The sequence below is a fragment of the Arthrobacter sp. LjRoot78 genome (assembly GCF_964254335.1).
GTDB lineage: Bacteria > Actinomycetota > Actinomycetes > Actinomycetales > Micrococcaceae > Arthrobacter.
Genome location: NZ_CAXUTG020000001.1, coordinates 2,025,711 through 2,044,871, shown reverse-complemented (window position 1 = coordinate 2,044,871; position 19,161 = coordinate 2,025,711). Strand labels below are relative to the sequence as shown.

Here is a 19,161-nt window from a genome sequence, read left to right as displayed (position 1 = left end):
GGGGTGACGTCGGTCCGCCGGGACCGGGCGGATCCGGTACCCGGCGCCGGGAGCACCCGCGCCCGTTACCGTCGCATCCTGCGCTTCGCCGCGTGGCATCTCGCGGTGACCTGGTGGTTTGAGCTGTTCCTCCCCCGCGTCGGGCTAGGCAAAATTGCCGAGCGCACCCGGACGACGAGGATGCGGCGCTTCGCGCGGCGCTTCCACGTGCTGGCCGTGGATTTGGGCGGCCTGATGATCAAGGTGGGTCAGTTCCTGTCGTCCAGACTCGACGTGCTTCCGCCCGAGATCACCAAGGAACTTGAGGGACTCCAGGACGAGGTGCCCCCCGTCCCGTTTCCCGCAATCCGAGCACTTGCCGAGGCGGAGCTGGGCGCGCCGCTGGACAAGGTTTTCGCCTCAGTCGAAGAGATGCCAATCGCCGCCGCATCCCTCGGGCAGGCGCACCGTGCGCAACTCCTTCCCGCCAATGCCGCCGACGCCGGGCTCCACAGCGTGGTCTTGAAGGTGCAGCGCCCCGGCATCAACGCGATTGTCGACGTCGATCTGGCGGCACTGCGCAAAGTGGCCGGCTGGCTCAGCCATGTGCGTCTGGTGTCCGATCGTGCGGACATGCCCGCGCTGGTCGAGGAGTTTGCGCAAATTAGCCTTGAGGAGATCGACTACCTGCATGAAGCAGCGAATGCCGAACGCTTCGCGACTGATTTCGCCGACGACGACCGGGTTGGTGTGCCCGAAGTCGCGTGGGAGTGGAGCACCCGCCGCGTGCTCGTCCTCGAAAATGTCGCGGCAATCAAGATCACTGATGCGGAGGAACTTCTTGCCGCGGGTATCGATCCGGCTCAGGTTGCCCCGGTTTTCGCCTCGGTCATGTTCGACCAGTTGTTCAGCAGCGGCTTTTTCCATGCCGATCCGCACCCCGGGAACATCTTCGTCACACCGGCTTCCAATGCAACCGCAGGACGCCCCTGGAAGCTGACGTTCATCGACTTCGGCATGATGGGCGAGGTTCCTGCCGGTACCCGCAGCGGCCTGCGGAAGCTTTTGATCGCGGCCGCCTCGCGTGACGGCAAGGGCTTGGTGGCCGCGATCCGCGATGTGGGTGTGCTGGTGCCGTCGGCGGACACGGCCGAGCTTGAGCGGGCAATGACGCATCTCTTTGCCCGGTTCGGCGGGATGGGCTTCGCAGAACTGCGCGAAGTGGACCCGCGGGAGTTCCTCGATTTTGCGGTGGAGTTCGGCGACCTGGTCCGCTCGCTGCCTTTCCAGTTGCCGGAGAACTTCCTGCTCATCATCCGGGCGATGTCACTCACCTCGGGGGTGTGCAGCTCGCTGGATGCCAGGTTCAATCTGTGGGACGCGGTGGAACCCTATGCGGCGCAATTGCTGCGCGACGAGCGTGGAAACATCGTCCAGGACGTGGCCAAGCAGGCGCTCGACGCCGCCGGCGTCGCACTGGGGCTGCCGAAACGCCTGGACGGGCTTCTCACTCGAATCGAGGACGGCTCACTATCCGTGGCCAATCCGCGTCTCGAACGTCAGATGGCACGGCTGGACCGGACGGCGCAGCGAACCGCAGCGGCGCTGGTTTTCGGCGCCCTGCTCATCGCAGGTTCTGTGGTCAGGGGGGACGACACGCTGCTAGGCAACCTGCTGATGATCGCGTCGCTCGTGCCGCTGCTGCACGGGCTGTGGGCGGGACGCCGCGGCCTCTGAGTGAAGTGGTGAGACAAATCGGCTGGAACAGTCCCTGGTGAGCCTTGGAGATGGGCCGCCGGCCGGAGTCTCCTACCATCACGGGACTATCAAAGCCCCCGGCTGCGCCGCTACGACAGTAGGTCCAGCACAGCTGCATCTATTGCCGCCGGTGAGAGTACACGGTCCGCGACCACCTGAGTGGCTCCGGCAATTGTGGCTTGGTGATGCAGAAGCGAGTGGTTGATTTGCAGCTGGGACGTCACCGGCGGCAGAGCCCGCTGGTAAACAACTTCCCGGACCCCGGCAAGGACATCCGCCGACTCCCCCAGGCTACCGCCGAGAACGATGACCGAGGGGTTCAGCAAGCTGACGGCCGTTGCCAGGACGTCTCCTATTTCACGGCCCCCTTGATGCAGCGCGGATATGACTTCGGGCTGACCGTCAGCTGCCAGACGCAAAAGATCTTCACCCGTTCGGGCATCCACGCCGTGCTGGCGAACTTTCCGGACCAGTGCCGGCACTGAAGAAATCATGTCCAAGCAGCCAGAGTTCCCGCAGGGGCACGCAAGGTCGCCACCGTTGGACGCGCGAACGTGCCCCAAGCCACCCGTCGCCCCATTGGCGCCAGGCTGCAATCTACCGCCGCTGATAATCGCAGAGCCAATACTCGAATCGACGTTCACGAACATGAAGTTGCCGTGACCGGACCAATGGGCTGTGTGCTCCCCCCGCGCCATCAGATTGACGACGCTATCGACGACAACGGGCACTTGGAGTGACCGTTGAATGAAGCTCTCGAAGTCGAATCCATGCCAGCCGGGCCTGAGTTGAGACCCCGCGTGGTTGTCGGTGCGGTGGCTTGGACCGGACAGCCCGATCCCAACGCCCGCAAGCATTTCGCCCCCGCAGCCGGCAGTTCCCAGAAGTTGCCTGCCCACGGCAATGGCCCGGCCCAAGGTTGCCGGCGGCTCTTGTGCTTGCAGACGCTGGCACTGTTGGTCCGCAAGTACCTTCCCCGACAGGTCTGTCACCGTAACCAGGATCCGGCTGACGGCCATCTCAATGACGAGTACTGCGCGTGCAGACGGGTCAAACGCAACTGTCGCCGGAGGCCGCCCTCCGCTGGACGCCGTCCCCCCACCATCTTTGATGAGCCCCAAATGAAACAAGTCCTCGATGCGGGATTTGACCGTTGAACGCGCAAGACCCGTGTTGCGGGCCAATTCTGCGCGTGTTCTGGACCTGCCGTCCCGGAGAAGTTGAAAGAGCTGCCCAGCGCTGGAAGAGGTACCGGGCCCCCAGGCTAAGCCCGTAGGGCCCGACAACGCCATTGCCTTCGAAAATATGGAACCGGCTTGGGACTCCATGGGCAAGGTCCCGTTCGATTGCCCCCGTGACACGTTATGGCCCGCGCGGTAGTTCAGCCGGCAGCGGACTCGGCCGCGAGACTGATCGCCTCGGCCATTTTTCGGGCGCCACGCACTGCGATGGCTACGCTCATCAGCGTCGGGTTCATCGCCGTAGCCGTCGGAATCAAAGCATTGCCGCCCACCACCAGGTTGTTGTACCCCCACACCCGAGACCACGGATCCGCCACCGAGGTGCCGTCGTCGGTGTCGCCCATGCGCATTGTGCCCTGGTAGTGCAGGCTGGAGCCGTTCGGCATGAGGCGCGGCTCGGCGACGAAGACGCCGAGAGCTTTCCCGGCACGGCGGAGCCGCTCCGTGGCTTGAGCGATCTCCGCGTCTTCCCTCTCGGTGAGCGTGTACTCAATGGTCATGTTTGGGAATCCCCGGTAGTCCGTCTCGTTGTCGTCAAAGGTGACGGCATCCTCGTAGCGGGGGTGCTTTCGCGTCCCGTAGCCCATGTTGACGTAGCCCCAGCGGTTCTCGGAGTACGGGGTTCCCGGCTCCATCGGGAATGGCGTTGTCTCGGTGTACATCACCTGCACGGAGAAAGGGTGCTCCGGCTCGGAGAACGGAATGCGGTTCACGGCAGCGACGGGATCTGCGGGGTTCTGTGCACGCCGGGCCAGTTCGGCCTTGAGGTCCTCTTCGGTGGCGTGCCGCCCCATCTTTTCGGCGTCCAGGGCCACCGTGGAGATAACCACGGGATGCTCAGTCAAGTAGTGCCCGAGCGCCTTCGGCCGAACACCCGATGCCCACAGGAGCTGGGGGGAACGGAAGGCGTCCGCCGCCACGACAACGACGTCAGCTGCCACGAACGACACCTCCCCCGTGCGGAGGTCCTGGACGGTGACTCCGGTGACCCGCCGTCCGTCCAGTTCCACGCGACGGACCAGGGTGAGGTCACGGAGCTCGAACTGCTTCGAGAGCGGGCTGCCCTGATCGATCAGCGGGCCGAGGACGACGTCGGCCCCCGCCCAGCGCACTGAGCCGTCCGGCTGCGGATCGCCGGCCACTGGCAGCGTGCCAACGCCGTAGCCGTCCGGCAGTTCCGCGCCGAACTCTTCATCAAGGAGGGACCTAATGGCTTCGCCCACCGCGGAATCAGCGAACGCTGCACTGTGAACGTGCAGCAACTGCTTGGCCTCCTCGATGAGCGCATCCCACTCGTTGCCTGCAATGAACGGGATTTTCTCGCTGAAGGCGGGCGACGGCGTCGCGCAGGTCCAGTGCGCCCCTTGGCCGCCAACGTTGGTGGCCGCCGCCGCTGCGGGGAAACTTGGCGCGTGGGCTGAGCCGGCGCCGCCGAAGTCCAGCAGGTGGGTGCCCTGGCGTGCGGTGAACATTCCCTCGGTGACGGTCCCGGCAGGGATACCGAGCGACTCGCGGTAGGCACCGGCCTGCGGCCCCTGCGATATTTCCCTCGCGCGGGCCTTTTTCGCGGCGTGGGGAATGTTCCGGACGCTCTCACCGGGAACTTCCGTCAGCTGCGGCCCGGCTTCGAACATCACCACCCGGGCGTTCGGGACCTGCTCAAGAAGCACGCGTGCGTAGGCGGAGCCGATGGGCCCGCTGCCGACGATAACGATAGTGGAATTGGACATGATGTCTCCTTTGAAATCAGGCCGAAAGGGATTCGGAAGTTGTGTGGGAAGCGGGAACGGGCTCATCGGAGAGCCAGCCATGGGGAAGCAGGACCGCCGCGATGATTCCTACGGCATAAGTGATTGCCAGGGCGATGAAGATGGGAATGAAGACCGTGCCATAGATCTGCGCGACGCGGGCTTGGACGGCCGGGTCCGCCGCGTGGACCAGTTGGGGGGTAAGCGTGGAGGCGTCAAGGCCCGACGGCAACAGGGCTGCGACACCGAAGCCGATCACCCCGCCAATGACCGCCGTCGCCACTGTTGATCCCACTTGCCGCACCAGGTTGATGGTTGCCGTAATGGTGCCGGTCTGGCTGGCGGGGACAGCGCCCTGGACCACTGCGACGATCAGGCTCATAAACGCCCCGGTGCCCATGCCAACCACACTCATTGCAATCATGGGCACCCACAACGGCAGCCCGACGGGCAGCACGGCCATCGCAAAGAGCCCTGCCGCTCCCAGCGAAGTACCCAGGATCGGGAAGATCCGGTAGCGCCCTGTCCGGCTGGCCAGCCATCCGGTGAGCAGGTTACTGATCAGCATGCCGAACACTGTGGCGATGGGGACAAGCCCGGAGACGGTGGCGGTGGCTTGGTATGCCATTTGGAAGTACGTGGGCAGGTACGCAGTGATGGAGAAGAGCCCGACGCCGATAATCGCCGACAGCGCGGTGCCTGCGGCTATGGTGCGGTTGGCAAAGAAGTGGAACGGCACGATGGGCTCGGGAGCACGCCGCTCTACTAGGAAGAAAACGGTAAAGCCCACGATGCTGAGTGCGAGCGCGACAGCGGCAGCGGGACCCGCGGTCCGTTCGGTTGCCCAGGAAACGGCGAGCACGAGCGCAACGAGTGCGGTGGTGAAAACAGCTGCGCCGGCGACATCGAAGTGGCGTGGAGTGGGACCCGGTTCCAGGTGTGGAACCGCGATCACCGCAAGGACCAGGGCTGCCGCGCCCACGGGGATGTTGATCCAGAAGACCCACTGCCAGCCCCAGTAGTCGGTGATGGCGCCGCCGAGCACGGGGCCAATAAGGATCGCGATGGGGAAAGCAGCGCCAATGATCGCCATGTAGCGCGGCCGTTCCCGCTGCGTGGTGACCTGGGCAATGATGGTCTGGGACATCAGCTGCAGGCCTGCGGAGCTCATCCCCTGCAGGACGCGGGCGGCGATGAGCCAGGTCATGTCGTGGGCGAATCCGCAGGCAAGGGAAGCGGCCAGAAACATGACCAGTGAACCGAGGAAGATCCTGCGAGCCCCCAGCACATCGCCCAGTTTGCCGAGCACCGGCAGCAGCACTGTGCTTGCGAGGGTGTAGCCCACAACGACCCAGCTCATCAGCTGCAGCGCGCCCAGCTCGCCGGCAATGGTGGCCAGGGAAGTGGACACCACCGTGTGGTCCAGGGCTCCGAGGAAGGAGACCGAGAGCAGGGAGGTAACAAGGAGACGTAGTCTCAAAGGTGAAAGTGGCATAGTGATCTACCCGAACGATCGGGCCGTCGACGCGACGTGTTGTGCCTCCGCCGCACCATCACGGCGGAGAACGGGTCCGGAAGGAACCCCGGCGCCACCACCCATGTTACTTCACTTTCGTCAGAAAACAACAAAAGAACGCCGGAATTAGACTCAAAGAACTTACGGAGCACCCAGGGCCCACGTGAGGGCCATGTCCTCCAGCAGCCCCTCCAGATCGGTAGCCGCCACGCCTGAGGCATAGGCGTTAAATGCCCGGCGAAGCGCCAGGCGGGCTGATGACTCATGGTGATCAGGAGCCCTCAACGTTCCATCCTCGGTTGACGTCTCCAGTCGTATCAGTCCGGCAGGCTGGTCCACAGTTACTTCCGTCCTCACCTCACCAAGGGCCATCACCTGGAGCAGGCCTCCGGCTCGAAGACCCCCCACCACCGTCGCCGCAAGAGTGGCGGGAACTGTCCCGCCGGAGGCGCCCTCCCAGTCCAGGAGCGCCATCCTGCCCTGCGCCGTGGCAATATTGGACCGAAGCGCCAACTTCCTCTGGGCCAGGGACCGCTGCCAGCCAAAGCCGTCACGAATCGCGGCATCCAGGGCCGGAGCGGGTGCAGCGCACTCCACCGTGATAATCCGGGCCGGACTGCCTCGCCTTGCCCGGACCGCCTCAGCAACAACATCGGGGCGCAGGCGGGGGCGCTCAACTATCACAGGAATGCCACCCGGCCACGGCTCGGCTTCCACTATCTCGCGCGGGAGCACGCCCGGGTCCGCAACCACTACTGCTGACGCCCCCCCGGCCCGGGCCGCCAGCATGCCCTGCCACCAATCGCCGGATCCGGGCACCACCACCACCGCGCCACTGACGCCATCGGTCAGGGCAGCGCTGAGAGGTAGTTCGGCGACAGCAGCCACATAGGAAGGCAACGCAGTGACGACGCCATACCCTCGATCACCTGGACTCATAGGGGCACTCCTTCAAGAACTTTCGCGGCCGCAGCGTCGCCGAGGTCGATTGCATAATGCGAGTCCGCCAACAGTTCGTCGTACTCCACCGGGGCCACGCCCTCAAGGAGCGACCCAAACAGGCGCCACTCCGTCACGTAGCCGTCTTCCAGATCCCGCGGGTACTCTGTCCAGAGCCCGTCCACGCTTCGTACGCGGGTGACGGCACTTCCGGCATGGACGAAGGCCGGCGGGAAACTAACCTCGATGCGATCGTGGGAGGTTGCGATGCCCATCCGCCAGAGGGCATCGGGTCCTTCCGCAAGCATGGTAAGCGCCAGCTGGACCAGCACGCCCCCTGACCGATAACCCACCACGTAGCCGATGGGCGGAGCGACCCGCGCGTAGACCACTTCGTCGATGCCTGGCGCAACGTCCCTGACGGCGGGAAGATCGTGGATCGCGAGCCCTGTCAGCAACTGCCGCAGGACGCCGGCAGCCACCGCAGGATCGTCCAGGTCGGGACGTCCCCGTCGGGCGGCCATGAAAGGGCCGCCCTCCGTGACCAGCCGGTGGTACCGGTCATTCGGCGGGAGCGCCAGCGTCACGGAGATTGCCTGCACTCTGCCTTCGAGGGCCACAAGGTGGTGCTTTGCGCGCCCCCATGCCCCATCAAACAGATGGTTCGTCCCCACGAGGAGGATGGCGCCTGTGGCCCGGCACGCAGCAATGACCTCTTCGGCCTCCTCCCCACTGGTGGCCAGTGGCTTCTCGCAGAAGATGCCGCGCTTGCCGGCGGCCACGGCAGCCAGGATTTGGCGGGCATGGTCAGCAGGCGGACTGCAGACGGCCACCACATCAACCTCCGGGTCCGCGAGCAGGTCAACCTCTCCTTCCGACCAGTTGGCACCAAGGCGCTCGGCCAGAACCCGGGCGCGGCCGCTCCCGGCATCGGCAATGTGCACCACTTTGAACAGCTCCACCAGCCGCCCCAGCACCGGGAGATGAAGAGCCGCAACCCCCGGTCCGGCCCCAAGGATCCCTACGTTCCACGGCATCATCGCCCTCCTTCTCTTATGTGCTTATTATTCATAAGTAAGAGAGGTTCTGGCTATAGTCGCGCCGCGCCGCACCTTAGTCGGCCACAATGTGTGAGAATTGTGAGCATGACGACAGACTCCACACTCCGCTTTGGGGCACAAACGGATGAAGTGACGAGCCTTTTGCGGATCGTAAACCTGGTACGCACAGGCGAAGCAACCACCCGCCCGGAAATCGGCAAGGTCACCGGCCTGGGCAGGGGCGTCGTCAGTCAACGTGTGGATCAGGCCATTCAGATTGGCTTCCTCGCGGACGGCGAGTTCGGCGCCTCGTCCGGCGGCCGCGCTCCACGGACCCTGCGATTCCGGGCAGAGCAGGGACGAATCGTGATATGCGCCCTCGGTGCGGCCCACATGCGGGTGGGCATAACTGCGCTCGACGGCGACATCCTGGAACACACGCACCGCCCCTGGGATATCGCGGAGGGTCCGGAGAAGACCATCGACGCAGCCTTGTCCCTGGTCGACGATTTGCTCAAGAAGGACCCCAAGGTGCCCGTGTGGGGTGTGGTGGTGGGGCTGCCCGGCCCCGTGGACTTCGCTACGGGGCGGCCCGTGGCGCCACCGATCATGCCGGGGTGGAACGGCTACGACGTCCGCACCCCCTTTGAAGACCGCTTCAATGCACCTGTATGGGTGGACAACGATTCCAACCTCCTTGCCCTCGGGGAACGCGCCCGGCGGCGCGACACCCTGGCGGACCTCATTTACTGCAAAATCGGCTCGGGCATCGGAGCCGGCCTGCTGTCCAAAGGCAGGATCCACCGGGGCGCAAACGGGGCCGCCGGCGACATTGGCCATGTCCGCGTTTCCGATTCGGATGCACAGTGCCGGTGCGGCAAGATCGGCTGCCTGGAAGCGGTTGCCGGCGGCTGGGCACTGGTCCGGGACGCAGAAGAGGCCATCAAGGAAGGGGCCAATACCTCCCTTGCCGCGCTGGCGAAGAAGGGGGCGCTGACACTTGAGGCGATCACCCTCGCAGCCCAAGCGGGAGACTCCCTTGCCATCACTCTCGTCCAAAAGTCGGCCCACGTAGCAGGCGAAACCATTTCGGCCCTCGTGAACATGTTCAACCCCGGCGTCATTGTCATCGGCGGCGCCATGGGCTCCGCCGGCGAGGTGTTCCTGGCCGAGGTGCGCCAACGCGTCTACGAATTGTCACTGCCGCTCGCCACTCGGGACCTCACCATCACCCTTTCCGTCAACGATGAGCGCGAACCCTTGCGCGGCGGCGCCGAGCTGGCCCGCGAGCAGCTATTCGACGTCACCTTCCCCCGCTGGTTTGCAGAGGGCCGGCCGTCACCTGAACGGGCAACTGTTCCGGCATAGTGTTCCACGATTGTGTGCCAGCCGGAGAGCCGGCCTCCCGGAAAAAGGAACTGTCCCGACGCGGCCTGGCAGCTCAGGTCACGTCGAGGGACGCGCTGGGCACCGGTGCCTGGTCGGGATCCAGCCAGGCCTCCAGGCGGAACGGCAGGACCAACGGCGAGCCCGGGCCGGCGTGCAGGTAGGGCACCAGCAGCCGGAAGTCGACGGTAACGGCGTGCGCACCACGGTGAAGTTCGCGCCTGCCGGACAGGACCAGCCTGTCCTGCACGAACCACCAGCCGGACTCTTCCGGGAGTGCACCTGCCGGCACACGTCGCCTCCCCAGTAGCACCGTCAACTCCCCCGATGGCACCGCGACGCAGTCGACCTCCACTGCCAGGCCAGCCACGCTGGACAGAGGCATCGAGCGGATCCACGGAAGTCCCAGCCGGAGCTCAAAGCCTCCCGGCGTGGCCGTCAGCGCATCTTCGCGCAAAGCGGTTTGCAACATGGCTTCCATCCTTTATCCTAAAAGTGACATAAGTTTGTCAATAACAAGCATAAAGGGGAAAGCGCCCAAATGGCCCCCGAAATTCCTCCCTACTGGACCCTCTGCGCCAGCTCGTTCAACTGGACTCCGGAGATCACCGCCGCCCGCCGAACAGCCCAGGACATTGTGACTGGCATAGCGGATTCCGTCACGAAAACAATCGAGCTCGAACCTGGCCTGCTGTGGAGGTCCTTTCCCGCTCCCCAGGATGTCGAGGTGGACGAACTGCGGGATTCCCTGGCCGCAAAAGGGGGGCGTGTCAGCATCGCTGGCGCCAGCCTCGACGATTTCACCTCACCCACGGCCCGCCGCTCCCTGCAGGAGCGCCTGGACTTCCTGGTCCCCCAGCTCCACGCTGCCCAGCGGGTGGGAGCCGACGGGATCCGCCTGCCGATCGGCCAGGCCGGCAAGGAACTGCTCACATTGCTGCAACCGTTGCTGCACGAACTCGACCTAGTGCTGTACGAGGAGATCCAAGGGCAGCAGACGCCCTGGAATCCCGCCGTAGCGCCAGCCCTCGATGCGATCGCCGGGTTGGGGGACGATCACGTGCGGGTGCTCGTCGACATCAGCATGCTGATGCCCGCGCTTCCGGTGACGTACCTTGAAGAACTGCGGCGGGGAGGAATTTCCCCGGAACTATTGGGGCGCCTTGAGAATGACTGGCGGGACCCCGCCACCCTCGACGCCGCGGTTGCCCTGCTCCGCGCAGGGAAGGTTCCGCCAGACATCCACACACTTTTTATGAACCTGCTCATCCGCTTCGGCCGCAGCGACCCCGCAGACCTGCAAGGCATTCTTCCCCTCGTGGGCGCCTTCCACCTGAAGTTCTGGGACCTGGACGACGACGGCCACCGGGTTTCGCAGCCGCTGAGCGACCTTGGCAGTCTGCTCAGCAGGGACGGTTTCACAGGTACGCTGACCAGCGAGTGGGGTGGTCACGAGTGGCTGCTGGATGACCCCACGGAGATGACGCGGCGGCACCTGGCGTTGGCGGGGTCCGCCCTGGCCGGGACAGCACAGGCCGGCCGCGCTGTGGTCTGACCTGCATACAAACGACGGCTGACACAGCGGAACGGCCGGCCCGGGAGTTCCCGGACCGGCCGTTCTGCTGTGCACCATATGGCGCTGTGCGCTACTTCGTGCTGAAGGCGGCGTCGAAAGCCGCTGCGGAGGGCTCATAGCTGGAGAGCCGGCGCACGAACGCCAGCGCTTCCGGGGCGCCTTCTAAGCGGTCCATGCCCGCGTCCTCCCACTCCACGGACAACGGACCGCGGTAATCGATGGCATTGAGCATGCGGAGGGCATCCTCCCAGGGCACATCGCCGTGGCCTGTGGAGATGAAGTCCCAGCCGCGGCGCGGATCAGCCCATGGCAGATGGGATGACAGCCGGCCGTTCCGGCCGTTGATGAGGCGCTTCTTCGTATCCTTGCAGTGGACGTGGTAGATGCGGTCCTTGAAGTCCCACAGGAACCCCACCGGGTCGATGTCCTGCCACACCATGTGGCTCGGGTCCCAGTTCAGCCCGAAGGCCTCGCGGTGCCCGATCGCCTCCAGCGTGCGTTGCGTGGTCCAGTAGTCGTAGGCGATCTCGGAGGGGTGCACCTCATGGGCGAACCGCACGCCGACCTCGTCAAAAACGTCGAGGATAGGATTCCACCGGTCCGCAAAATCCTGGTAACCGGCGTCGACCATCTTTTCGGTGGCAGGCGGGAACATCGCCACGTACTTCCAGATGGACGATCCTGTGAACCCGGTTACCGTCTTCACGCCGAGCCTGGCGGCGAGCCGGGCCGTGTTCTTCAGTTCCTCGGCGGCCCGGCGGCGCACCCCTTCCGGATCGCCGTCGCCCCACACAACGTCCGGCAGGATGCCGCGGTGCCGTTCGTCGATGGGGTCGTCACATACGGCCTGGCCCTTGAGGTGGTTGGAGATGGTCCATACCTTGAGGCCGTGGCGTTCAAGTATGTCCAGCCTGCCCTGCACATAGGCGTCGTCATCCCACCGCCAGGGGTCCAGGTGATCACCCCAGCAGGCGATCTCCAGCCCGTCGTAGCCCCACTCGCCAGCGAACCGGGCCACCTCCTCGAACGGCAGGTCGGCCCACTGGCCGGTGAACAAGGTAATTGGTCGTGCCACGTGCATTCCCTCCCTATGCGGCCTGGACGGGGACGCCAGCAGCGACGCGTGTCCAGGCGGAATCATTGTTGGAACTGCGCTCGACGGCGTCGAGCACGCGCTGCACCTTCAGCCCGTCAGCAAACGTGGCATGAGGATCGGTGCCGGACACAATACCCTCGACGAGGTCCTTGACCTGGTGGGAGAACCCGTGCTCGTAGCCGAGCATGTGGCCAGCGGGCCACCACGCCGAAACGTAGGGATGATCAGCTTCCGTGACCAGGATCTTCCGGAAACCCTGGCGGTCGGCGGGTGCCGTGCGGTCGTAGAACTGGACGCTGTTAAGGTCTTCAAGGTCGAAGGCCAGCGCGCCTTTGTCCCCCGAGACCTCGATCTCCAGCGCGTTCTTACGGCCCGTGGCAAAGCGTGAGGCCTCGAACGATGCGAGTGCTCCTGATTCGAAGCGGCCGGTGAAGATGGCGATATCATCCACGGTCACGCGGCCCTTGCCGACACCGGCAGTACCGGACAGACCCGAACCGGAGTCCAGGAGTGGCCGCTCCTTCACGATGGTGTCGATAACCCCGGACACCTTCTCCAGCTTCAGGCCGGTCACGAACTGGGCCAGGTCGATCGCATGGGCTCCGATATCCCCGAGCGCACCGGAACCAGCGTGTTCCTTCTGCAGCCGCCACGCCAGCGGCATCGCCGGGTCCACGAGCCAGTCCTGGCGGTAGGAGGCGTGCACGTGGTTGATCCTCCCCACGGCACCTTCGGCGATGAGGTTGCGGAGGAACGTGACGGCCGGAACGCGGCGGTAGGTGAACCCCACCATCGCGCGGATGCCCTGGGCGGCCGCCCGTTCGGCGGCCTCGGCCATCGCTTCGGCCTCCGCCACCGTGTTGGCAAGCGGCTTCTCGCACAAAACGTGCTTCCCCGCCTCAAGGGCATCGATCGCAATCTCAGCATGGGAGTCGCCGGGAGTGACAATGTCGACGACGTCGATATCGGCCCGGGCAATCACTTCACGCCAGTCTGTGGCCGACTCCGCCCAGCCCCATTTGCTGGCGGCGGCAGCAACGGCGTCGGCGTTCCTGCCCACAATAACCGCCATTTCCGGCTTAGCCGGCAGGTCGAACACCCGCGGTGCCGTACGCCACCCCTGCGAATGGGCGGCACCCATAAAGCCGTAGCCGATCATGGCTACGCGGAGCATCTTCATGCGAGCACCACCTTCCGCTCAACCGCCACCCGGTTGCCCACGTAGCGCATGGGTGCGATCTGCATGTAGAGCAGGCGAAGCGTGAGGATGACTTCGACGTCGATCTCCTCGCCATCATCGGGGATCCGGTCCAGCAGGATGATCACTTCCGGCCTGTCCGCGACAAACCAAAGCGTTTCCCATTGCTCGGGAAGCTCCGCGATGGAGTAGGACCTTCCCTGCAGTTCGAAGCGGAGGGAGTCCTTGGGGATCTGCACGCCGTTGACTGTTGCCGCGACGTCGTCGACGGCGGACAGCCAGAGGCTGCGGTACCAGGGCAGTTGCACCGACACGGCAATGCCCTCCGGGTGCCTGCGGACGTCGGTGTCCTGGAACAGGGAATTGTGAGTTGCCATTGCTTTTCCTTACTTGAACGTGTCGACGAAGGTGTCGTGGGCTGCGGGTAGCACGGGGTCCGGCGTCTGCCGTGTAGAGGGACTGTAGTCGATGTACCGGCCAGCGTTGGTGTACCGTGCCCGCACGCCCGGAGTGCCGGGCTTGACCCATAGCGGGATGATCCGCTCGTCCTCGACGGCGTTGTGCAGGTACATGTAACGGCTGAACGGGTTCTCGATGTCGCCGCGGTCGGTGGAAGACATGAACCCCTCCTCAGGCCGGAACGACGGCGTCTTCGATGGCACGCCGCATGAGCGTGTGCTGTTTCTTGACGAGATCGATCGGATCGGATTCGCCAAGGTCAGCGAAGGCATGCCCCTCCCACTCACTGGAGAGGTAGCCCTGGTAGCCGCCCTCGACGAACTGCCGCACAATCCTGGGAATGTCCATCGCTGGCTCATTGCCGTTTTTGTCGATGTCGTAGAACTTCGCGTGGACGTGGAAGATCTGCGGCATGATGTCCAGCCATTCCTCCGGCGGAACCAGCCCGTGCATATTGAAGGCCAGCCTGGTGAACGGGCCCAGGCGCGCGGGGTCGAAGTTGTTCGCGTTGAGGTAGTCCTCGAATTCCTGGTTGCGTTCCTGCATCGGCAGCGGCTTGCGCCAGATGTCCTGCATGACAGCAAAGTGCTCCTCGGGCAGCCCCATCTGCGTCAGCGTGCGGAACAGCGTCGGGGAAAGGCTGTGCATGGTGGAGCTGAAGTCTGCCGTGAAACCGAGCCGATCGCTGCCCAGCTCCGCGTACATTTCCCGGATCTGCAGGATCTTGGGATCGTTCGGGCCCTGCGGTGCATGGATTTCGTAGCCGAGCTTCTGGTCGTACTTCTCTGCCAGCGGAAGCAGCCGGCGGAGCAGTTCCTTGCCGGCGGAGCGGATCACCACGCGATGGAAACCGAGCCTGTTGGCTGTGCGCAGCTGCGCGGCGAAAAAATCATACTCCTCGTCCGGCGTCATGTCCCGGTCCTTGCGGCGGCCCATGTCCAGGTTGGTGCCCACTGCGCTGGGGGTGAGGCCGTAACGGTCCATGCTGTCACGCCACAAACGAACGAAGTGATCATCGACGTCCGGGTAAGTGCGCAACATCTGGGCGATGTTGAACTCGACGCCAGGACCGAGACCTTCATCGGCCACAGCCTTGATCAGGGTCTCCGGGGTGTAGAGTCCGGCGGCGAACTCCGAGGTGAGCGAATAGAGTGTGATGCCAAGCTCGATACCCGAGCCTGCGATGCCTTCTGACATATTTTCTGATTCCTTCGTTGTCAGCCGCGGACGGGCTGGGCGAGGTGGCTGTTGAGGATGCGGCGGGCTTCCGAGGCGTCCGTGATCATGGCCGAGCCGGCGTTGACGGCGGCTGAACGCTGGACGGCCTGCTCGCCGCGGATGATACTGAACGGGTCCTGCCAGTTGTTCCAGTGCCAGCCTTCGTATTCGCTGGAGATTGCGCCGGAGTAGCCGTTCTCGACCAACTGACGGACCAGGGCACGCACCGGTACAGAGGGCTCTTCGCCGTTCGCGTCGATCCCGAAGAACTTGCCGTGCACGTGGCGCACCCACGGCATGATTTCAAGCCAGGTGTCAATCGGTGCAGGACCGAAAAGCCCGGTTCCGTTGATGCCAAAGTCGATGCCCAGATCGGGCCGGCCGTTGCGGGCCGCCAGGCCGATGAAGGCACCGAACCGCTCGCCGTGGACCTTCTGGGTGTTGGGCGGCCCTTCGGCGTAAAAGCCGTTCCACAGGTCAACCAACTGCCGCAGCAGCTCCTCGGACGCACCGCGCCGGCGGTAGGCCTCCAGCAGCGACGGAGCGAAGCCCGTAACGGTGGCACCCCAGTCGGCGGTGAAACCAAGCAGGGGGGAATCCAGCTTCTCGTAGCGGTCACGCAGGGCCAGGACGCGTTCATGAGCGCCATGCTGGTCCGCATGGACTTCCAGGGCCAGGGTCACACCGTACTTCTCCGCCACGGGCAGCAGGCTTTCCATCGCGTCCGGCGTCAGCGAAATCTGCACCCGGGCGATCGGGAAGCCGAGCCTGGCGGCTACTTCGATCTGCTTCCTCATGTATTCGACCAGCTCGTCGTGGTTCATGAGGCGGTTCCGGCGGATGCCCGTGTCAACGTTTACTGCAAGCGAGGTGGGAACCAGGTCCACCTCGGCGACAAGATCGCGGAACTGCCCGACGAAGTTGTCATCGATCCGGTCCGGGAAGCCCCGCAGGCTGGAGAATCCAATGACTTCGAGCCCGGGACCGAAGCCTTCGGCCGCGACTTTGCGGATCAGGCCGTCGAGCTCGTACTGCCGGGCATGGAAGGCCCGGGTGAAGCTGTAAAGGGTAACGCCCTGGATGGGAGTGCCGAGGCTGGTCATCGCTGTGCCACCTTCATGGTCTTGGTGTCGTGCTCTTCGATGTGCAGCACGCCGTGGTCGGTGATGATGTACGGGATGTAGAGCTTCAGGTCCACGCGGACCTCGTGCTCGGAATGGTTTTCCGCCACGGGAAGGTCGCCGGAAAGGACGGCCGAGTCCAGCGGAAACCACCACTCGCCGGTCTCGTCCACGAGCTCCTCGAAGCTGAACGTGCGGTTGTTCATAGTCCAGCGAAGCGAGTCCTCAGGGGCGGCAACGCCGTCCACTGTCAGTGCGGCTCCCGCGATGCACGAGCCCGGCAGGGCCCGGTACCAGGGGATGCGGACCTCCACGGCGGTGCGGCCGTCCTGCGTAGTAAGTGTTCCCTGCTCGATAATGCGGTCGGCGATCATCGAGACCTCCTTGTCTGCGGCATGCATTGCCTGCGCTTGGGTGAAGGGGCGGGCAAAAGCCACTTCTTCATTATTTAGACATTCTATTGTCTGATTCAAACATAAGTAAAGACCTGCTCAGACCTGCTGCGATGCGGCGTGCCCCGCGCACTGCGAGCGCCACGGCCGTCAGCGTTGGATTGCAGGCGGTGGCGGTGGGGATAACGCCGTTGCCGGCCACGAAAAGGCCGGGAACTTGCCAAACCTGACTGTCCGGGGAACACACACTCTCGCCGTCGTCCTCCGCGCCCATGCGCGTGGTGCCCTGGTAGTGCAGTGATGCTCCCGGCGGGAGGACGAAGGGGCGATCGTCGAGCGGTTCCCCCACCGCCTTGCCCAGCCGGACAATCTCCTGCTTGGCACGCTCCAGCACGTCGTGGTCCCGCTCGGTGAGGCGGTAATGGATGCGCATAGCAGGCATCCCGTAGGAATCGCGGGCGCCGTCGTCGAACGCCACCCGGTCCGCCCGCTGCAGGTCCTTAGCGCAGAACAGGCCCAGCCCGACGATCGATCCCGGGATGATGGGGTCATCCTCGGCCAGCGGGACGGGGGACGCATCCAGCTGCATGACCTGGCCGTGGAACGGCGCTCCGTCAGTGTACGGAACCCACGACACACCACTCTGTTCGCTAAGCGCACCACCCGCGGCTGCCGGGGCGTGATCGGCTTCGACGTCGCGCAGCCTGCTCGCGAAGACCACCTGCGCCTGGTCGTTGAGGTAGCGGCCCAGCGCGGCGGGCCTGATTCCGGAGGCCCACAGCAGTTGGGGCGTGCGCAGGGCATCCGCCCCCACCACAACGTAACGGGCGGACACGTGATGGGTCCCGCCACTGCGCCGGTCCTGGATTTCTACGCCGGCGGCAATGCCATCCTCCACCAGCACGCGGGTGACCAGCGACTCATCAAAAAGCTCAAACTGCGGGTTTTCGCGGGTCACGTCCCCCATCACGACGTCGGAACCTGACCATACGAGGCCGCCGTCCTCCCGCCGGTGCACGGCGAGCGGCATGGGCTGGACGCGGTAGGCCGGGTCCCGTCCCTCATCAACCGCAACCGTGAGGCGTTCGCGGACGAGTTCCGCGAACGGGGCACCGTCAAAAGCGTGGGTGGTGACGCCCAGCAGCCGATCTGCGTCGTCGAGCAACTGCTCCAAGTCGGGCAGGAACACGATGCGTTCCTGCCCGCCCGGGCGCGGGCAGGCGGCCGTCCAATGGGCAGCCATGCCGCCTACGTTGCTGGACATGGCCGCGACGGGCATCCCGTCCTCGCCGGGAAAGGCGTAGCCGTCCTGCAACAGGTAAGTTCCGGGCCGGGCCCGGCGCTCCCCGCTCTTGACGGCACCGGGTGAGTTCACCGTTTCGGCGCCCGCTCCCGGACCTTCCGAGGCCCGCTGGGCAAGGCTGCGGCGCTCAGGATCATCGATGTTCTTGACGTGCGACCCAGGAGGGTCGCTGACCGTGGGGCCCACTTCGAACATCGCGATGGTGGCGCCGGGCGCTTCCTCGCTGAGGATCCGTGCGTACGCCGACGCCGTGGGTCCGCTGCCAACAATGGCGACGTCGACGGCGGCGGGGTACCTGCTGCTCACCGGCCCGCCACCAGTTCCTGGATCCACCGGACGGACTTTGCCGAGTCTATGGTCGGGTAATACTCGAGCCCGACGGGGCCGGCGTAGCCGCTGTTCCGCAGGTCTGCGAGCCGGGCAGGCCAGTCGATGGATCCCGATCCGGGCTCGCCGCGTCCCGGCGCATCAGCGATCTGCACGTACTTAATTAGGTCGCCGGCGTTGGAGAGCTCGGCGGCCACATCCTCGCCCTCCACAGTTGAGTGGTACAGGTCGTAGAGGACCCCGAAGAATGGCGAGTCCACTCCCCGGGCAATGTAAACGGCCTCCGAGGTCCGGTCCAGCAGCGCGCCGGGGTGGTCAACCCGGACGTTCACCGGTTCGAGGACCAGGGTGATGCCGGAGCCCTCAATGTGCGCGACTCCGCGGGTGAATATCTCGATGAGCTCGTCAAGCTGGTCCTGCCGCTTGCGCCCGCCGAACCCGGTGCCGCTGCCCACCACGATCCGGGGGTAGCCGAGCTGCTGCGCTACTGCTACTCCGGCGTCAAGCCCCTCATAGAAGGGTTCGTGGTTACGGGGCGGGATCATGAACTGCATCCGCGGTTCCGCCAGCTGGGCGGTGAGCTGGACTCCGGTTTCCTGGAGCGCATCCTTGAGGGCGGGGATGTCCTTGCCGGTGGGGCCCCACATCTCCACGGCGTCAAAGCCGGCAGCTGCTGCAGCGCGTACCCGGTCAGCAGCGCTTTCGCCTGCTTCTGAAAACAAAAGATCGACATTGGGCGCAAGTTGAAACATGCGGGCCTCCTGGAAGTTGAAAGGGTTGATTGAGAATTGGGGTTGTCGCGGACCGGGTGCACCGTTTTTGGGCGTAGAGGATCGCCACGAAGCGGGGGACGCTGCGCGGTTG

General features: G+C 64.9%; 18 protein-coding genes. 3 read left to right on the top strand and 15 right to left on the bottom strand.

Translation table 11 applies throughout. From position 1 onward, the window contains the following. Positions 1 to 3 precede the first annotated feature (3 nt). Positions 4 to 1,716, top strand: a complete 1,713-nt coding sequence (locus ACSQ1X_RS09375) for an ABC1 kinase family protein (protein ID WP_436057456.1) — start codon at positions 4 to 6, stop codon at positions 1,714 to 1,716. 110 nt (positions 1,717 to 1,826) lie between these two features. On the opposite strand, the gene ACSQ1X_RS09370 is transcribed toward ACSQ1X_RS09375, so the two are convergent. The 5 genes from ACSQ1X_RS09370 to ACSQ1X_RS09350 form a co-directional block, all read right to left on the bottom strand. Continuing rightward, positions 1,827 to 2,756, bottom strand: coding sequence for an ROK family protein (locus ACSQ1X_RS09370; protein WP_436059307.1), 930 nt, complete (start codon positions 2,754 to 2,756; stop codon positions 1,827 to 1,829). A 362-nt stretch (positions 2,757 to 3,118) separates the two neighbouring features. After that, a complete protein-coding gene (locus ACSQ1X_RS09365; protein ID WP_436057455.1) occupies positions 3,119 to 4,708 on the bottom strand; it encodes a GMC oxidoreductase in 1,590 nt (529 codons plus the stop codon). A gap of 16 nt (positions 4,709 to 4,724) precedes the next feature. After that, positions 4,725 to 6,221, bottom strand: coding sequence for an MFS transporter (locus tag ACSQ1X_RS09360; RefSeq protein WP_436057454.1), 1,497 nt, complete (start codon positions 6,219 to 6,221; stop codon positions 4,725 to 4,727). Positions 6,222 to 6,383: 162 nt separating this feature from the next. After that, positions 6,384 to 7,181: a hypothetical protein gene (locus ACSQ1X_RS09355; protein WP_055806408.1), complete on the bottom strand. Its 798-nt coding sequence runs from the start codon at positions 7,179 to 7,181 to the stop codon at positions 6,384 to 6,386. Continuing rightward, the gene (locus tag ACSQ1X_RS09350; protein WP_055806727.1) at positions 7,178 to 8,218 is read right to left on the bottom strand and encodes a Gfo/Idh/MocA family protein; all 1,041 of its coding nucleotides are present in this window, start codon (positions 8,216 to 8,218) and stop codon (positions 7,178 to 7,180) included. The genes ACSQ1X_RS09355 and ACSQ1X_RS09350 overlap by 4 nt, the downstream gene beginning before the upstream one ends. A 108-nt stretch (positions 8,219 to 8,326) precedes the next feature. On the opposite strand from ACSQ1X_RS09350, the gene ACSQ1X_RS09345 reads away from it, so the two are divergent. After that, positions 8,327 to 9,589, top strand: coding sequence for an ROK family protein (locus ACSQ1X_RS09345; protein ID WP_055806410.1), 1,263 nt, complete (start codon positions 8,327 to 8,329; stop codon positions 9,587 to 9,589). Positions 9,590 to 9,662: 73 nt separating this feature from the next. On the opposite strand, the gene ACSQ1X_RS09340 is transcribed toward ACSQ1X_RS09345, so the two are convergent. Continuing rightward, positions 9,663 to 10,079, bottom strand: a complete 417-nt coding sequence (locus ACSQ1X_RS09340) for a DUF6379 domain-containing protein (protein ID WP_055806730.1) — start codon at positions 10,077 to 10,079, stop codon at positions 9,663 to 9,665. Between the two features lie 69 nt (positions 10,080 to 10,148). Between ACSQ1X_RS09340 and ACSQ1X_RS09335 the strand changes: the two genes are divergently transcribed. Beyond that, positions 10,149 to 11,162: a restriction endonuclease subunit R gene (locus ACSQ1X_RS09335; RefSeq protein ID WP_436057453.1), complete on the top strand. Its 1,014-nt coding sequence runs from the start codon at positions 10,149 to 10,151 to the stop codon at positions 11,160 to 11,162. A gap of 91 nt (positions 11,163 to 11,253) precedes the next feature. Here ACSQ1X_RS09335 and ACSQ1X_RS09330 read toward each other — a convergent pair whose 3' ends face one another. The 9 genes from ACSQ1X_RS09330 to ACSQ1X_RS09290 all read right to left on the bottom strand — a co-directional run bounded on the left by ACSQ1X_RS09330 (position 11,254) and on the right by ACSQ1X_RS09290 (position 19,049). Next, positions 11,254 to 12,258, bottom strand: coding sequence for a sugar phosphate isomerase/epimerase family protein (locus ACSQ1X_RS09330; protein ID WP_055806733.1), 1,005 nt, complete (start codon positions 12,256 to 12,258; stop codon positions 11,254 to 11,256). Positions 12,259 to 12,271: 13 nt separating this feature from the next. Then, positions 12,272 to 13,459, bottom strand: a complete 1,188-nt coding sequence (locus tag ACSQ1X_RS09325) for a Gfo/Idh/MocA family protein (protein ID WP_436057452.1) — start codon at positions 13,457 to 13,459, stop codon at positions 12,272 to 12,274. Beyond that, positions 13,456 to 13,854 (bottom strand): C-glycoside deglycosidase beta subunit domain-containing protein, encoded by a 399-nt coding sequence (locus ACSQ1X_RS09320; protein ID WP_436057451.1) that lies wholly within the window; start codon positions 13,852 to 13,854, stop codon positions 13,456 to 13,458. Before ACSQ1X_RS09320 ends, ACSQ1X_RS09325 begins: the two co-directional genes overlap by 4 nt. Positions 13,855 to 13,863: 9 nt before the next feature. Beyond that, positions 13,864 to 14,097: a hypothetical protein gene (locus ACSQ1X_RS09315; RefSeq protein ID WP_436057450.1), complete on the bottom strand. Its 234-nt coding sequence runs from the start codon at positions 14,095 to 14,097 to the stop codon at positions 13,864 to 13,866. A 10-nt stretch (positions 14,098 to 14,107) separates the two neighbouring features. Further along, complete coding sequence (locus ACSQ1X_RS09310) at positions 14,108 to 15,133, bottom strand: sugar phosphate isomerase/epimerase family protein (protein ID WP_436057449.1); 1,026 nt, start codon at positions 15,131 to 15,133, stop codon at positions 14,108 to 14,110. 20 nt (positions 15,134 to 15,153) lie between these two features. Continuing rightward, positions 15,154 to 16,257: a sugar phosphate isomerase/epimerase family protein gene (locus ACSQ1X_RS09305; RefSeq protein WP_436057448.1), complete on the bottom strand. Its 1,104-nt coding sequence runs from the start codon at positions 16,255 to 16,257 to the stop codon at positions 15,154 to 15,156. Continuing rightward, positions 16,254 to 16,649, bottom strand: coding sequence for a C-glycoside deglycosidase beta subunit domain-containing protein (locus tag ACSQ1X_RS09300; protein WP_436059306.1), 396 nt, complete (start codon positions 16,647 to 16,649; stop codon positions 16,254 to 16,256). The genes ACSQ1X_RS09305 and ACSQ1X_RS09300 overlap by 4 nt, the downstream gene beginning before the upstream one ends. Before the next feature lie 70 nt (positions 16,650 to 16,719). Next, entirely contained in the window at positions 16,720 to 18,276 is a 1,557-nt protein-coding gene (locus tag ACSQ1X_RS09295; RefSeq protein WP_055806425.1) for a GMC oxidoreductase, read from the bottom strand. Next, complete coding sequence (locus tag ACSQ1X_RS09290) at positions 18,273 to 19,049, bottom strand: TIM barrel protein (RefSeq protein ID WP_436057447.1); 777 nt, start codon at positions 19,047 to 19,049, stop codon at positions 18,273 to 18,275. The genes ACSQ1X_RS09295 and ACSQ1X_RS09290 overlap by 4 nt, the downstream gene beginning before the upstream one ends. Positions 19,050 to 19,161: the final 112 nt, after the last annotated feature.